Annotated in this window: 10 protein-coding genes and 1 CRISPR repeat array; of the genes, 7 read left to right on the forward strand and 3 right to left on the reverse strand. The window is 52.8% G+C overall.

The genetic code is table 11. From position 1 onward, the window contains the following. Window positions 1-10 precede the first annotated feature (10 nt). Both EOS98_RS04705 and EOS98_RS04710 read right to left on the reverse strand, forming a co-directional pair. Complete coding sequence (locus EOS98_RS04705) at window positions 11-2,707, reverse strand: fimbrial biogenesis outer membrane usher protein (RefSeq protein ID WP_225872847.1); 2,697 nt, start codon at window positions 2,705-2,707, stop codon at window positions 11-13. Between the two features lie 82 nt (window positions 2,708-2,789). Continuing rightward, window positions 2,790-3,377: a fimbrial protein gene (locus EOS98_RS04710; RefSeq protein WP_000842512.1), complete on the reverse strand. Its 588-nt coding sequence runs from the start codon at window positions 3,375-3,377 to the stop codon at window positions 2,790-2,792. A 605-nt stretch (window positions 3,378-3,982) separates the two neighbouring features. Between EOS98_RS04710 and mazG the strand changes: the two genes are divergently transcribed. The 5 genes from mazG to EOS98_RS04735 all read left to right on the forward strand — a co-directional run bounded on the left by mazG (window position 3,983) and on the right by EOS98_RS04735 (window position 11,766). Then, window positions 3,983-4,783: a nucleoside triphosphate pyrophosphohydrolase gene (gene mazG, locus EOS98_RS04715; protein ID WP_000210454.1), complete on the forward strand. Its 801-nt coding sequence runs from the start codon at window positions 3,983-3,985 to the stop codon at window positions 4,781-4,783. Between the two features lie 227 nt (window positions 4,784-5,010). Continuing rightward, the gene (gene pyrG, locus EOS98_RS04720) at window positions 5,011-6,648 is read left to right on the forward strand and encodes a glutamine hydrolyzing CTP synthase (protein ID WP_000210863.1); all 1,638 of its coding nucleotides are present in this window, start codon (window positions 5,011-5,013) and stop codon (window positions 6,646-6,648) included. Between the two features lie 82 nt (window positions 6,649-6,730). Further along, entirely contained in the window at window positions 6,731-8,029 is a 1,299-nt protein-coding gene (gene eno / locus EOS98_RS04725) for a phosphopyruvate hydratase (protein WP_000036734.1), read from the forward strand. 135 nt (window positions 8,030-8,164) lie between these two features. After that, on the forward strand, window positions 8,165-8,836 hold the full coding sequence (gene queE / locus EOS98_RS04730; protein ID WP_001199961.1) for a 7-carboxy-7-deazaguanine synthase QueE: 672 nt from the start codon (window positions 8,165-8,167) through the stop codon (window positions 8,834-8,836). Window positions 8,837-9,132: 296 nt separating this feature from the next. Beyond that, a CRISPR array of direct repeats spans window positions 9,133-10,810; the repeat unit is 29 nt; unit sequence GTGTTCCCCGCGCCAGCGGGGATAAACCG. Window positions 10,811-10,968: 158 nt separating this feature from the next. Then, window positions 10,969-11,766, forward strand: coding sequence for an MBL fold metallo-hydrolase (locus EOS98_RS04735; protein ID WP_126523865.1), 798 nt, complete (start codon window positions 10,969-10,971; stop codon window positions 11,764-11,766). Window positions 11,767-11,853: 87 nt separating this feature from the next. Here EOS98_RS04735 and queD read toward each other — a convergent pair whose 3' ends face one another. Further along, window positions 11,854-12,216 (reverse strand): 6-carboxytetrahydropterin synthase QueD, encoded by a 363-nt coding sequence (queD, locus tag EOS98_RS04740; RefSeq protein ID WP_000108313.1) that lies wholly within the window; start codon window positions 12,214-12,216, stop codon window positions 11,854-11,856. 435 nt (window positions 12,217-12,651) lie between these two features. Here queD and cysJ point away from each other — a divergent pair, with 435 nt between their 5' ends. Both cysJ and cysI read left to right on the forward strand, forming a co-directional pair. After that, complete coding sequence (gene cysJ, locus EOS98_RS04750; RefSeq protein WP_126523866.1) at window positions 12,652-14,451, forward strand: NADPH-dependent assimilatory sulfite reductase flavoprotein subunit; 1,800 nt, start codon at window positions 12,652-12,654, stop codon at window positions 14,449-14,451. After that, window positions 14,451-16,163: an assimilatory sulfite reductase (NADPH) hemoprotein subunit gene (gene cysI / locus EOS98_RS04755; RefSeq protein WP_126523867.1), complete on the forward strand. Its 1,713-nt coding sequence runs from the start codon at window positions 14,451-14,453 to the stop codon at window positions 16,161-16,163. The genes cysJ and cysI overlap by 1 nt, the downstream gene beginning before the upstream one ends. The last annotated feature ends 30 nt before the right edge of the window (window positions 16,164-16,193 follow it).

The following is a 16,193-nucleotide window of genomic DNA, read 5'->3' on the forward strand; positions in this document are numbered from 1 at the left end:
CGGGTTCCCTTTATTCCATATCCTTGCGATTCACCGCATGGTTGTCAGCCAGCGGTATGGGCGGGGTTTGAGTGGTTGTCGCCACCGGCGCGGCCGGTTGGCCATCGGTTTGCGTATGTTCCTGGATTAGCGGTTGCGCAGGCAGCGGAGAACTTTTCTGCGGTGCGGTGGTGGGCTGACCTTCCAGCATTTTGCACGGCAGCAATAGCGCGTTGGCCAATAGCTCTGGTGTAAACGTGGGCGGGAGTGATGCTTCACACTGCGCCGCGCCATCCCAGAAGACTTTCAATGTTTCCCCGGCTTTTACGCCCGCCAGCCAGGCGTTGCCATCATCGGCCACCAGGCCCAACTGCTGCTGGCGTTCGTTTTTCACTTCGGCGCCGAACGGTGGGAAGTCGCCGTCTGCCAGCCGGAAAACCGCCATCATTTTCTCGCCGCTGACCACGTCAAAGTGACGGTAGCCGATGGCGCCTTCGGTGAGCGTGATCTGCACAACCGACTTAGTAGCTTCCGCCTTCTCCGGCAATTTGTTCAGATCGATACGCGCCAGGCTGCGCGAATAGCTTCCGACATCCGCAATCACGGCCTTGCCGAAAATGTTGGTTGAGGTTGGCGAGCCGTTACCGCTAACGGGGACGTCCGCAATGCCGTCGGTATCAACCAGCAAACGTGTGCTGCCCGCTAAACTTCCCCGGTGCAGCGCGCCGCCCTGGGTGGTCAGCGTCATGCCGCCGCGCAGCGACATGCCCAGCGAACGGTACGATCCTTCTTCATAATCCGCGCTCAGATCGATGTCCGTCAGCGCGCCCTGATGGCTGTAATAACCGTCTGCCTGCGCGCCTTGTTCATCCTGCCCGACGTGAAGCTGCCAGTTATCGCCGTTCTGGCTGTGGCCGGAATAGCCGAGCTGATTACGGTGTTGACTACCGTTAAACGTACCGTTGTAGCTGATGGAATCATTGCCCCAGGGAACAGACAGCGAGATATAGACGCCATCATCTTTATCACCGTTGTATTCGCTGCGATAGCCGTTCAGCGACGCACTGAGATTTTTTATCGACCCTAAGTCGAAGTACCAGGAAAGAGACAGGTTATAGTTACTCTGATCCGGGCTGTCCCAGAAGGTACTGCGTGAGTAGCTGAAATAGGCGCTCATGCCCTGTTCACGGAAGTTCTGGTTATAGGTGACCGTATAGCGTTCTTTTTCGTGACCGGCATTGAGATGATGGTAGGTTTTCGCATCCAGATAGTCGCTCATGCTCATAAAGTTCTTTTCTGAGAAGCGGTATCCGGCAAAGGTTAGTCGGCTGTCGATTTCATCAAAGTCACGGGAATAGCTGATGCGATATGAGTTACCCTGCAGCGTTTCGCCGTCAAACCCGTCGTCTTGCGGCATGTGGGCGATGGAGTGCGTAATGTCGACCGCCACCGCGCCCACCACGCCAAGATCCTTACCGCTTCCCAGCGCCACGGCCTGATAGTTGCTTTCTCCAATTGCGCCGCCATATAGCGACCAGCCGTTGGTGACCCCCCACGAAGCTTCCGCCGAGGCGAATGTGCCGGTAATGGGATGATGATCCCAGTCCTGCGGGCGGCCCAGCGCCATCTTGTAGCGCACCATGCCGGGGCGCGTCAGGAAGGGAACCGATGCGGTGTTAACGTCAAACTCCTGGGTCTGACCGTTCTGCTCTTCCACGGTGACGTGCAACGTACCGGAAACGGACTGGTTGAGATCCTGAATACGGAACGGTCCTGCGGGCACCTGCGTTTCATACAGTACGCGCCCCTGCCAGGAGACTTTGACTTTTGCGTTAGAACGCGCAATGCCCACGATCTCCGGCGCATAGCCGCGCAGTTTCGGCGGCAGCATCTGATCGTCAGAAACGACGCTGGCACCGATATAGTTAAAGCTGTCGAAAACATCGGACTGGAGATAGCTTTCGCCCAGCGTAAGTTTGGCCCCGAGCGTCGGTAGTGCGCGATAGGCGTAGTAGCGGCTCCAGCTCTGATCGTGGAGGGTGGAAGTGTTCTCGTCATCGTCATGATGGTCGTAGCTGGCCTGCCAGTCGGCCCGCAGTCGCCATGCGCCCAGGTTCGCGCCTAATGTCCCGTTGCCGCTGATGCTTTGCTCTTCGCTGCCGCTTTCTTGATCGTGGCGGAGCTGATTATTAATGTTGTAATCCAGAATGATGCCGGGAATACCATTATCCCAGCGGGCGGGTGGGTCCCAGTCGACATCGCTGTATTCCATATACGCCTGGGGTAAATTCACCAGCAGCGTGGAGTGTCCCAGGTCGGCCTGAAAATCCATGCCTTTCAGTGAATCTGGCGCCAGGCATTGTCGTTCACCGTGCGTTATCCAGACGAGTTTTTCCGCGAGTTCCGGCTTTATACCCAATTGCGTAACTAATTCTGGTTCTGCGCAAACCTCACTTCCTTGTGGATCATGTTCTGGAATAATCCAGTTAACAGGAAATTCCTGCGGCAGAGTCTGTCCGTTAATTTTAATTTGTAAAAGGTAGACGCCTGGCAGGATAAAACCCTTACGAGAAAACTGTGCAATGTTAACGTTATCGCGATTTTTTACATCGAGGAAATCGGTATTAAATTCGATGTCTTTGCCTGACGCGCTATAAGGGGAGACGCTTAGAAGCATTCCCACTCCGCACGCTATTGGGCAAAGAACACTTTTCCATGTGTTATTCATCAAATATATTCCGCAATAAAACTCAACAGGAATACCCTACCTAAAGCGGCAGGGTATTATCGTCGTGACTCTGTTAACTGAATTACAGGTAAGAGATAGTGACGTTGGCGGCGCTGCTGAATTCACCTGTGCCTACGGTGCCGGTTGCTGCGCCAACCAGCCAGGCGGTGAAATTCAGGCTTTGCTTCTCATCAAGAATGGTATCTCCGTCCAGGTCCGCAATGGCCTGTGTATAGGTATCGCCCAGTTTGATATTATTTTTGCCAGCATCGCCGATTGCCAGGCTTACGTTGCTAATAGCGCCAGTGCCGTCAGTCTTCATCAGCGCGAGATTATCCGTGGCGCCTGTAGCCGCTGTGGTTCCACTACCTGTAGTGAATACCACATTCATATTTTTCTCGGTAGCCCAGGTACAACCCTCAAGATCGATATGAAAGGTACGGGCATTGTTGATGGTCGTTTTACCATTACTCAGCGTGCCATTACCGATACTTGAACCCATATTGACTGTTTGATCTTCCGTATCCAATGTGACAGAGCAGGGGGAATCAACAATATTACCAAGGAAAGTGACCTTCGCTGTGTTGCTACCCGCGGCTTGAGCGCCGGAGACAATTCCCATAACTAAAGATGCAGTTACTGCCAGTTTACAAAAATGAGATGACTTCATCGTGTTATCCTTAATTAACGTGTTTTATGGCAACATTTTGTACGCGTATACCAAGGGATATGCGGCATAGAGCCATGCTGCGGGCTTTGGGTAAAAAATAGGTCATAATAAAAATATTATATTTCTACATTTTTATGAGTATATTCTTATGAGCTGAATGATCGTACCTGCTCATAGAATATTATATGTAATACTTTCAATATATTTATTTCATGTATGTTCCAGAAAAAACAAAAAAGCGGTCTTTTTTGAATATTAAACTGGCGTGCATGCTACTCGTTTTTCCGTAAAAGTGAAATAATTTATTTTTTTTGAAAGGGAAGGCTCTTTGGGTGGGGTGCTTATAGTGTTTGCATGATTTTTTTACTTAATTGATGTTATTTATAATGTCTGGTGCAAATATCTGTTTTTTTAATAAATTAGTTATATGATTATTATATTGTTGTGTATCGATTAATAATTTTAAAGTTATACGGGAAAGGTAGCATTCAACACCTGTTAACAATATATTTTATTATATAGGCGTTGCCGTAGTGTCTCTGTGCGTGAATGGTTAAGAATAATACGTTACAATTGTCGCTGGTATTTACAACCGATTAAAAACCATGACAACTAACCATCAAATTGACCGTCTTCTCACCCTCATGCAGCGCCTGCGTGACCCGGAAAACGGCTGCCCGTGGGATAAAGAGCAGACCTTCGCCAGCATCGCGCCTTATACGCTGGAAGAAACCTATGAAGTACTGGATGCGATTGCGCGTGAGGATTTTGACGATTTGCGCGGCGAACTGGGCGACCTGTTGTTCCAGGTGGTGTTTTACGCGCAGATGGCGCAGGAAGAAGGCCGCTTCGATTTTAATGATATCTGCGCTGCCATCAGCGACAAGCTGGAGCGCCGCCATCCGCATGTTTTTGGCGAGCTTTCCGCGGATAATAGCGAAGAAGTCTTAGCTCGCTGGGAGCAAATCAAAACGGAAGAGCGCGCGCAAAAAGCGCAGCATTCCGCGCTGGACGATATTCCGCGCAGCTTACCGGCCTTAATGCGCGCGCAAAAAATCCAGAAACGGTGTTCAAACGTGGGCTTTGACTGGACGACGCTGGGACCGGTCGTCGATAAGGTCTATGAAGAGATCGATGAGGTGATGTTCGAGGCGCGGCAGGCGGTTGTTGATCAGGCTAAACTGGAAGAGGAAATGGGCGATTTGCTCTTTGCCACGGTCAACATGGCGCGTCATTTAGGTACGAAAGCGGAGCTCGCTTTGCAAAAAGCGAACGATAAATTTGAACGTCGTTTTCGCGAAGTTGAACGTATTGTCGCAGCCAGAGGCCTGGAAATGACCGGGGTGGACCTGGAAACAATGGAAGAAGTTTGGCAGGAAGTAAAACGCCAGGAAATTGATCTCTAAAGGTTTTAGGCGGTCAAGAGCGATTTGTGTGATTTTTTAAATAACAAGCGCTTGATTTACGTCAAAAACATTTACCTCAAAGGGGCTATTTTCTCCCTCCCTGTGTGAACGTCAGCCTGACGAAGAGGAGGAATAATGAAAGTTTGTGGCGTAGGTCATGTTCGGGTATACTGCTTTCCCGTCCTGGTTATTCCATCGTCTTTTAAACCTAACTTCTCAGGTTCCGCATGACAACGAACTATATTTTTGTGACCGGCGGGGTCGTATCCTCTCTGGGTAAAGGCATTGCCGCAGCCTCCCTCGCAGCCATTCTGGAAGCCCGTGGTCTCAACGTGACCATCATGAAACTGGATCCGTACATCAACGTCGATCCGGGTACTATGAGCCCAATCCAACACGGGGAAGTGTTCGTTACTGAAGACGGCGCTGAAACCGACCTGGACCTGGGGCACTACGAGCGTTTCATCCGCACCAAGATGTCTCGCCGCAACAACTTCACGACTGGCCGCATCTACTCCGACGTTCTGCGTAAAGAACGCCGTGGCGACTATCTGGGCGCAACCGTACAGGTAATCCCTCACATCACTAACGCGATTAAAGAGCGCGTGCTGGAAGGTGGCGAAGGCCACGATGTGGTACTGGTGGAAATCGGCGGTACCGTCGGTGATATCGAATCGCTGCCGTTTCTTGAGGCGATTCGTCAATTGGCGGTAGATATCGGTCGTGAACACGCGCTGTTTATGCACCTGACGCTGGTACCTTACCTGGCGGCTGCGGGCGAAGTGAAAACTAAACCGACTCAGCACTCCGTGAAAGAGCTGCTGTCTATCGGTATTCAGCCCGATATTCTGATTTGTCGTTCCGATCGCGCGGTTCCTGCCAACGAGCGTGCAAAAATTGCATTGTTCTGTAATGTGCCGGAAAAAGCCGTTATTTCAATGAAAGATGTCGATTCCATTTATAAAATTCCAGGCCTGTTGAAATCTCAGGGGCTTGATGATTATATTTGTAAACGATTCAGCTTGAACTGTCCGGAAGCTAACCTGTCTGAATGGGAACAGGTCATTTACGAAGAAGCGAACCCGGCAGGCGAAGTGACTATCGGCATGGTCGGCAAATATATTGAACTGCCGGATGCCTATAAGTCGGTGATCGAAGCGCTGAAACACGGTGGTCTGAAAAACCGCGTTACCGTCAACATCAAATTGATCGATTCGCAAGATGTTGAAACGCGCGGCGTCGAAATTCTGAAAGATTTGGACGCTATCCTGATCCCCGGCGGCTTCGGCTATCGTGGCGTTGAAGGTAAAATCGCCACTGCGCGCTATGCGCGTGAAAACAATATTCCTTATCTGGGCATTTGCCTGGGGATGCAGGTTGCGTTGATTGAGTTCGCTCGTAACGTGGCCGGCATGGACAACGCCAACTCAACGGAATTTGTGCCAGACTGTAAGTACCCGGTTGTGGCGTTAATTACCGAGTGGCGCGATGAAGACGGTAACGTTGAAGTCCGTAGCGAGAAAAGCGATCTGGGCGGCACCATGCGCCTGGGCGCGCAGCAGTGCCAGCTTAGCGATGACAGTCTGGTACGTCAGTTGTACGGCGCGTCGACGATTGTTGAACGTCATCGCCATCGTTACGAAGTCAACAATATGTTGTTGAAACAAATTGAAGCAGCGGGTCTGCGTGTCGCAGGCCGTTCCGGTGATGATCAGTTAGTCGAGATCATTGAGGTACCGAATCATCCGTGGTTCGTGGCCTGTCAGTTCCATCCGGAATTTACTTCCACGCCGCGTGATGGACATCCGTTGTTCGCTGGCTTTGTTAAAGCCGCCAACGAGCATCAGAAACGTCAGGCGAAGTAAAAAAGTTAGAACGGCGGTGCACCCTCAGCGGTGCACCGTTTGTCTGAAGTTTTAGTTTAACTAGTGACTTGAGGAAAACCTAATGTCCAAAATCGTTAAAGTCATCGGTCGTGAAATCATCGACTCCCGTGGTAACCCGACTGTTGAAGCTGAAGTACACCTGGAAGGTGGTTTCGTAGGTATGGCGGCGGCTCCGTCAGGTGCTTCTACTGGTTCCCGCGAAGCGCTGGAACTGCGCGATGGCGACAAATCCCGTTTCCTGGGTAAAGGCGTAACCAAAGCTGTTGGCGCGGTTAACGGCCCGATCGCTCAGGCTATTCTTGGCAAAGACGCTAAAGACCAGGCTGGCATCGACAAAATCATGATCGACCTGGACGGTACTGAAAACAAATCTAACTTCGGTGCAAACGCCATTCTGGCTGTCTCTCTGGCTAACGCCAAAGCTGCTGCTGCCGCTAAAGGTATGCCGCTGTACGAGCACATTGCTGAACTGAACGGCACTCCGGGCAAATACTCCATGCCGGTTCCGATGATGAACATCATCAACGGCGGCGAGCACGCTGACAACAACGTCGACATCCAGGAATTCATGATCCAGCCGGTTGGCGCGAAAACGGTTAAAGAAGCCATCCGTATGGGTTCTGAAGTTTTCCATCACCTGGCAAAAGTGCTGAAAGGCAAAGGCATGAACACCGCTGTGGGTGACGAAGGCGGCTATGCGCCGAACCTGGGCTCCAACGCGGAAGCACTGGCTGTTATCGCTGAAGCGGTTAAAGCGGCTGGTTACGAGCTGGGTAAAGACATCACCCTGGCGATGGACTGCGCAGCATCTGAATTCTACAAAGACGGTAAATACGTTCTGGCTGGCGAAGGCAACAAAGCGTTCACCTCCGAAGAATTCACCCACTTCCTGGAAGAACTGACCAAACAGTACCCGATCGTTTCCATCGAAGATGGTCTGGACGAGTCTGACTGGGACGGTTTTGCATACCAGACCAAAGTACTGGGCGACAAAATCCAGCTGGTTGGTGACGACCTGTTCGTAACCAACACCAAAATCCTGAAAGAAGGCATCGAGAAAGGCATCGCTAACTCCATCCTGATCAAATTCAACCAGATCGGTTCTCTGACCGAAACTCTGGCTGCAATCAAGATGGCGAAAGACGCTGGCTACACTGCTGTCATCTCTCACCGTTCTGGTGAAACTGAAGACGCTACCATCGCTGACCTGGCTGTTGGTACCGCTGCAGGCCAGATCAAAACCGGTTCTATGAGCCGTTCTGACCGCGTTGCTAAATACAACCAGCTGATTCGTATCGAAGAAGCTCTGGGCGAAAAAGCACCATACAACGGTCGTAAAGAGATCAAAGGCCAGGCGTAATCCTGCTTTTACCTCTTAACGTATAAACCCGCTTCGGCGGGTTTTTTTGTATCTGTTCAATAGCGCAGCCGCTGTGCATGACCGGGCAGACGAAATCTGCAATAATTAACGATTATCCCCTTAACAGAGAACGCTATGCAGTACCCGATTAACGAGATGTTCCAGACCCTACAAGGCGAGGGTTACTTTACCGGCGTCCCCGCTATTTTTATTCGTTTACAGGGATGTCCGGTCGGCTGTGCCTGGTGTGATACTAAGCATACCTGGGATAAACTGAGCGATCGGGAAGTGTCTCTGTTCAGCATTCTGGCAAAAACCAAAGAGAGCGACAAATGGGGTGCTGCGAGCAGTGAAGACTTGCTGGCAGTAATTAATCGTCAGGGCTATACCGCGCGTCACGTTGTCATCACCGGTGGCGAACCCTGTATTCACGACCTCATGCCGCTCACCGATCTGCTTGAAAAGAGTGGTTTTAGTTGTCAGATTGAAACCAGCGGGACGCACGAAGTGCGCTGTACGCCTAACACCTGGGTCACGGTTTCACCAAAAGTGAATATGCGCGGAGGATATGACGTGCTTTCCCAGGCGCTGGAGCGCGCCAATGAAATCAAGCATCCCGTTGGGCGAGTTCGTGATATTGAGGCGCTGGATGAACTGTTAGCCACGTTGAGCGATGATAAACCGCGCGTGATTGCTTTGCAGCCCATTAGCCAGAAAGAAGACGCGACGCGTCTGTGTATTGAAACGTGTATTGCGCGTAACTGGCGGCTGTCTATGCAAACGCATAAATATTTAAATATCGCCTGATGCTCTATCAATTTTACGGACGGCCTGCCGATGCCGTCTGTGACTCATTCATTACCTTGCATTGTTTATTTTCTCTATGTGAATTTCGATGAGTGTATAAAAGCGCTGATAAATTTTTCCATAGCGATGCACGGATCACGCTATTTTGGTAAATTTAAAGAAAAAATCATTCTATGAACTTTTTTGCATCAAAATCAGCAAATTAGCTGTTCTTTAATAATTTAAATTGTTGCGATTATGTTGGTAGAATGTGGTGCTGACAAAAAGTAGTTTATAAACAATGATATACGATTAGTGTGTTCCCCGCGCCAGCGGGGATAAACCGTTTTTTTCGACGTCCCGGAGAGTTATTTGCGGGTGTTCCCCGCGCCAGCGGGGATAAACCGGCCAGGCCATCCGGGCCCCCTGCGGTCATTGAGTGTTCCCCGCGCCAGCGGGGATAAACCGATGGGATCGTGACTCACTGGCATCTTATGGACGTGTTCCCCGCGCCAGCGGGGATAAACCGGAAAAAATGTCTGCCAGTTTTAAAGTGGCTGGGTGTTCCCCGCGCCAGCGGGGATAAACCGGTTATTGATAAATCTCCACGGCACCAACCAGAGTGTTCCCCGCGCCAGCGGGGATAAACCGACCGGCTGCGCGATCGCCCTGGGTGAATTCGTGTGTTCCCCGCGCCAGCGGGGATAAACCGAGATTGTGAGACAGCTTGATCCTGGTGCTCGTGTGTTCCCCGCGCCAGCGGGGATAAACCGCGCCCGGAATCAGCGCCGTCTATTGAGGGGTTGTGTTCCCCGCGCCAGCGGGGATAAACCGCTACCACCCATCAGTACGCCACGCTGATAAAAGTGTTCCCCGCGCCAGCGGGGATAAACCTGAGATTTACGCGCTCGTTGAGCTGCTGCACGTGTGTTCCCCGCGCCAGCGGGGATAAACCGTGTTTCCCGATCACGTTGCTGATACACCAGGTGTGTTCCCCGCGCCAGCGGGGATAAACCGCGTAAAAATCGGGCTGATGGGCGCCAGCCACAGTGTTCCCCGCGCCAGCGGGGATAAACCGGGGATCCACTGCGCGTGGCGTCCTGGTACACAGTGTTCCCCGCGCCAGCGGGGATAAACCGCGTAGCTATACTGATAATTCATCAGCACAGACGTGTTCCCCGCGCCAGCGGGGATAAACCGGGCACTCTTCAGGAAAGCAGCGCCTTCAGGGTGTGTTCCCCGCGCCAGCGGGGATAAACCGGTGGTGTCCGGTCTGTCGTTCACCCCCGCAGTGTGTTCCCCGCGCCAGCGGGGATAAACCGGAAGAGCGTGATCTGCACTACTCGTCTGTGCTGCGTGTTCCCCGCGCCAGCGGGGATAAACCGTCGAATTGTTCACGTCTGGTCATATAATTCACGTGTTCCCCGCGCCAGCGGGGATAAACCGCAGTGCACCAATAGCATTACGATTCTGATAACGTGTTCCCCGCGCCAGCGGGGATAAACCGCTCGTAACAACGCCGCCACCCGGTGAATTTTAGTGTTCCCCGCGCCAGCGGGGATAAACCGATTCTGTCTCTTTTGTGCGGAGCGCCGACGCCGTGTTCCCCGCGCCAGCGGGGATAAACCGCGTTGTTAACGGCAGCCTTATCTGCTTTACCAGTGTTCCCCGCGCCAGCGGGGATAAACCGCAGTTATTTGACAATTGGTACTGGCATTAAATGTGTTCCCCGCGCCAGCGGGGATAAACCGTTGCTTATTAATGAGTTTGCGACGGTGTTAATGTGTTCCCCGCGCCAGCGGGGATAAACCGAGGCTTTGACAATGGCCTGGTTAAGTTGGAGTGTGTTCCCCGCGCCAGCGGGGATAAACCGTAATTACGTTTTTTCAACGTCTCGATAATCGCGTGTTCCCCGCGCCAGCGGGGATAAACCGTGGGACATTCTCGCTAGTCACGGTCATGTCATGTGTTCCCCGCGCCAGCGGGGATAAACCGTGCGCCAACGACTGGAATTTTTGCGTGTAGCCGTGTTCCCCGCGCCAACAAGGATAGCCGTTGCATAATCATAATCTGTGTACCAGTAATGGCTGGTACAAACCTGTAAAGTAAAAAGGCCGCGTTTTTCCGGGGAGGCTTTTATACAGGAGAAGGCCATGGCGTTAAGGATCAGGGTATTGCTCGAAAATCATAAGGGAGCTGGAGCGGATAAATCGTTGAAGGCCCGGCCAGGGTTAAGCCTGTTGGTCGAGGATGAGTCTACGTCGATCTTGTTCGATACCGGCCCTGATGGCAGTTTTATGCAAAACGCGTTGGCGATGGGGATCGACCTGTCCGATGTGTCTGCTGTGGTGCTTTCGCATGGTCATTACGATCATTGCGGAGGCGTGCCATGGCTTCCTGATAACAGTCGAATCATCTGCCATCCCGATATTGCGCGCGAACGTTATTCGGCAATGACTTTTCTCGGTATTACCCGGAAAATAAAAAAATTGTCGCGTGAGGTGGACTATTCACGCTATCGAATGATGTACACGCGTGACCCCCTGCCGATTGGCGAAAACTTTATCTGGTCAGGGGAAATACCGGTGGTCGCGCCTGAAGCCTACGGCATTTTTGGCGGCCACGATGCGGAGCCGGACTCTATTTTGGATGAGGGCGTACTGATTTACCAATCGACAAAAGGATTAGTCATCATTACGGGATGCGGGCATCGGGGGATCGCAAATATTGTCCGGCACTGTCAGAACATTACCGGTATAAAGCAGATTTACGCGCTTGTCGGCGGATTTCATCTCCGCTGCGCATCACCGTTCACGCTGTGGCGAGTCAGGCGCTTTCTGCAAGAACACAAACCTGAAAAACTATGCGGTTGTCACTGTACAGGGGCCTGGGGGCGGTTGTGGCTACCGGAAATAACCGCACCTGCAACCGGTGATGTGCTGTGCTTTTAACACCGCGCTGGACAATGTTTTCACTGATAAAACGTCGTGTGGATAGGCTGGAATCAATCTGCCATCCAGCCCACGCGTTAATAAACCTTATTCGCCGCGATAGACGCAGCCGGCTGTACAGGTCTCTTTCACCATCACGGCGCTCAGTAGCGGCACGACGGGCTTAACCTGATCCCAAATCCATTTTGCCAGCACTTCGCTGGTGGGATTGGACAGCCCTGGAATATCATTCAGATAGTAGTGATCAAGACGATCGTAAGTCGGTTTAAACGCCGCTTTGAGATCCGCGAAATCCATAATCCAACCGGTATGCGGATCGACTTCACCGGTAATTTCGAGACGCACCATAAACGAGTGTCCGTGCAGGCGGCCGCACTTATGCCCTTCAGGCACGTGTGGCAGGCGGTGAGCGGCTTCAAAGGTGAAATCTTTATACAACGTGGTGGACATGATGAACTCTCAGGCAATAAAAAAACCGCCGTAGGGTACCGGAAAGCGCATTTTTTATCATTAACTAAAACCATTCTCCGCCTTGTGACGGGCAATTAATTTAAGAATTTCCAGAAAATTTAATAATTATCAATCAATTATAAAATCGATTTTGGAGTTAATCACGATAACTAAAACAGGTTAGTTCATTTGGTTATTTGTTATTTCCAACCCTTCTTTAATTGTTATTCCTCTCGCCGTTAACCTTATCCTTAGTTTGGGATTTATCGCTTATACATTTCATCCTTCAAGCCGCATCTGTGTTGACTGCGTTTACTCACCCCAGTCACGTATTTATGTACGCTTCTGGGGCGCGCTCAGCTTACAGTCTGAGCTACAGCGAACTTGAATGATTTTGTGTATAGATCCGCTTTGCTTACTGGAACATAACGACGCATGACGACACCGGCTCCACTGACTGGGTTGCTTCCGCTTAATCCGGAGCAACTGGCGCGCCTTCAGGCCGCGACAACCGACCTTACTCCCGAACAGCTTGCCTGGGTCTCCGGCTATTTTTGGGGCGTACTGAACCCGCGCTCAGGCGCTGTTGCCGTCACGCCTGCTCCTGAGGGGAAGATGCCGGGGGTTACGCTTATCTCCGCTTCGCAAACCGGCAATGCGCGTCGTGTGGCGGAAGCGCTGCGTGATGATCTGCTGGCGGCCAACCTTAATGTGACACTGGTGAACGCCGGCGACTACAAATTCAAACAGATTGCCAGTGAAAAACTACTGGTGATAGTGACATCCACCCAGGGAGAAGGCGAGCCGCCGGAAGAGGCCGTCGCGCTGCATAAGTTCCTGTTCTCGAAAAAAGCGCCGAAACTGGAAAACACCGCTTTTGCCGTGTTTAGCCTCGGCGACACCTCTTATGAATTTTTCTGCCAGTCCGGAAAAGATTTCGACAGCAAACTGGCGGAACTGGGCGGTGAACGTCTGCTCGACCGTGTCGATGCTGACGTTGAATATCAGGCAGCTGCCAGCGAATGGCGCGCCCGCGTGGTTGATGTTCTGAAGTCCCGCGCACCTGTCGCGGCACCTTCGCAATCCGTCGCTACTGGCGCGGTAAACGATATCCACACCAGCCCCTATACCAAAGACGCGCCGCTGACCGCGACCCTCTCCGTGAATCAGAAAATCACCGGTCGCAACTCGGAAAAAGACGTTCGTCATATTGAGATTGATTTAGGCGACTCCGATCTGCGCTATCAGCCGGGCGATGCGCTGGGCGTCTGGTATCAGAACGATCCGGCTCTGGTGAAGGAGCTGGTTGAGTTGCTGTGGCTGAAAGGCGATGAACCGGTGACGGTTGATGGTAAAACCCTGCCGCTCGCCGAAGCGCTGGAGTGGCACTTCGAGCTGACGGTGAATACCGCCAACATTGTTGAGAACTACGCGACCCTGACGCGCAGTGAGTCGCTGTTGCCATTAGTGGGCGACAAAGCGCAGCTCCAGCACTACGCCGCGACCACGCCCATTGTTGATATGGTGCGTTTCTCTCCGGCGCAGCTCGACGCTGAAGCATTAATCGGCCTGCTGCGTCCGCTGACGCCGCGTCTGTACTCCATCGCCTCCGCGCAGGCGGAAGTCGAAAGCGAAGTACACGTAACCGTCGGCGTCGTGCGCTACGATATTGAAGGCCGCGCCCGCGCCGGTGGTGCTTCCAGCTTCCTCGCCGACCGCGTGGAAGAAGAGGGCGAAGTTCGCGTCTTTATTGAGCATAACGATAACTTCCGCCTGCCAGCTAACCCGCAGACGCCGGTCATTATGATTGGCCCCGGTACCGGCATCGCGCCGTTCCGCGCCTTTATGCAACAGCGTGCGGCGGAAGGGGCGGAAGGCAAGAACTGGTTGTTCTTCGGCAACCCGCACTTTACCGAAGATTTCCTCTATCAGGTGGAGTGGCAGCGCTACGTGAAAGAGGGGTTGTTAAGCCGTATCGATCTCGCCTGGTCACGCGATCAAAAAGAAAAAATTTACGTACAAGACAAGCTGCGTGAACAGGGCGCCGAGCTGTGGCGCTGGATCAATGATGGCGCGCATATTTATGTCTGCGGCGACGCCAGACGCATGGCCGCAGATGTCGAAAAAGCATTGCTGGAAGTGATCGCTGAATTCGGCGGTATGGACCTCGAATCGGCAGATGAATATTTAAGTGAGCTGCGCGTAGAGCGCCGTTATCAGCGAGATGTCTACTAATGAGCGAAAAACATCCAGGCCCACTGGTGGTCGAAGGTAAACTGTCCGATGCCGAGCGCATGAAGCTGGAAAGCAACTATCTGCGCGGCACCATTGCGGAAGATCTGAACGACGGTCTCACCGGCGGTTTTAAAGGCGACAACTTCCTGCTAATACGCTTTCATGGCATGTATCAGCAGGATGACCGCGATATTCGCGCCGAGCGTGCGGCGCAGAAGCTGGAGCCGCGTCATGCGATGCTGCTGCGCTGCCGCCTGCCGGGCGGGGTGATTACTACGACGCAATGGCAAGCGATCGATAAATTCGCGGCGGATAACACGATTTACGGCAGTATCCGTCTGACCAACCGCCAGACCTTCCAGTTCCACGGCATTCTGAAGAAGAACGTCAAGCCGGTGCACCAGATGCTGCATTCGGTCGGGCTGGACGCGCTGGCAACCGCCAACGACATGAACCGTAACGTGCTGTGCACCTCGAATCCGTATGAGTCCGAGCTGCACGCGGAAGCCTACGAGTGGGCGAAGAAGATCTCTGAACATCTGCTGCCGCGCACTCGCGCGTATGCGGAGATCTGGCTCGATCAGGAGAAGGTGGCGACCACCGATGAAGAGCCGATCCTCGGTCAGACCTATCTGCCGCGTAAGTTCAAAACCACGGTAGTGATCCCGCCGCAAAACGATATCGATTTGCACGCCAACGACATGAACTTCGTGGCGATTGCCGAAAACGGCAAGCTGGTGGGCTTTAACCTGCTGGTCGGCGGTGGTCTGTCTATTGAGCACGGTAATAAGAAAACCTACGCGCGTACGGCCAGCGAGTTCGGCTTCCTGCCGCTGGAGCATACCCTGGCGGTAGCCGAAGCGGTGGTGACGACCCAACGTGACTGGGGTAACCGTACCGACCGTAAAAATGCCAAAACCAAATACACGCTTGAGCGCGTCGGTGTCGACACGTTCAAAGAAGAAGTTGAGCGTCGCGCGGGGATCAAATTCGAGCCGATCCGCCCGTATGAGTTTACCGGTCGCGGCGATCGCATTGGTTGGGTGAAAGGGATCGACAACAACTGGCACCTGACGCTGTTTATCGAAAGTGGCCGCATTCTGGACTACCCGGGGCGTCCGCTGAAAACCGGCCTGCTGGAGATCGCGAAGATTCATCAGGGCGAGTTCCGTATCACCGCTAACCAGAACCTGATTATTGCCAGCGTGCCGGAAAGCCAGAAAGCGAAGATCGAGACGCTGGCGCGCGACCACGGGTTGATGAATGCGGTGAAACCGCAGCGTGAAAACTCAATGGCCTGCGTGTCGTTCCCGACCTGCCCGCTGGCAATGGCGGAAGCCGAGCGTTTCCTGCCGTCGTTCACGGACAAAGTGGAAGCGATTCTGGAAAAACACGGCATTCCTGATGAGCATATCGTGATGCGCGTGACCGGCTGCCCGAACGGCTGTGGCCGTGCGATGCTGGCGGAAATTGGCTTAGTAGGGAAAGCGCCTGGTCGTTATAACCTGCATCTTGGCGGCAACCGCATCGGGAGTCGTATCCCACGGATGTATCAAGAAAATATCACCGAGCCGGATATTCTGGCCTCGCTGGATGAACTGATTGGGCGCTGGGCGAAAGAGCGTGAAGCGGGTGAAGGCTTCGGCGACTTTACGGTGCGTGCGGGCATCATTCGCCCGGTGCTCGATCCCGCGCGTGATTTCTGGGAATAACCTGAATTGCCGGATGGCAGCATAAATGCC

Source organism: Salmonella sp. SSDFZ69 (genome assembly GCF_004010755.1).
GTDB classification, from domain to species: Bacteria; Pseudomonadota; Gammaproteobacteria; order Enterobacterales; family Enterobacteriaceae; genus Salmonella; species Salmonella enterica.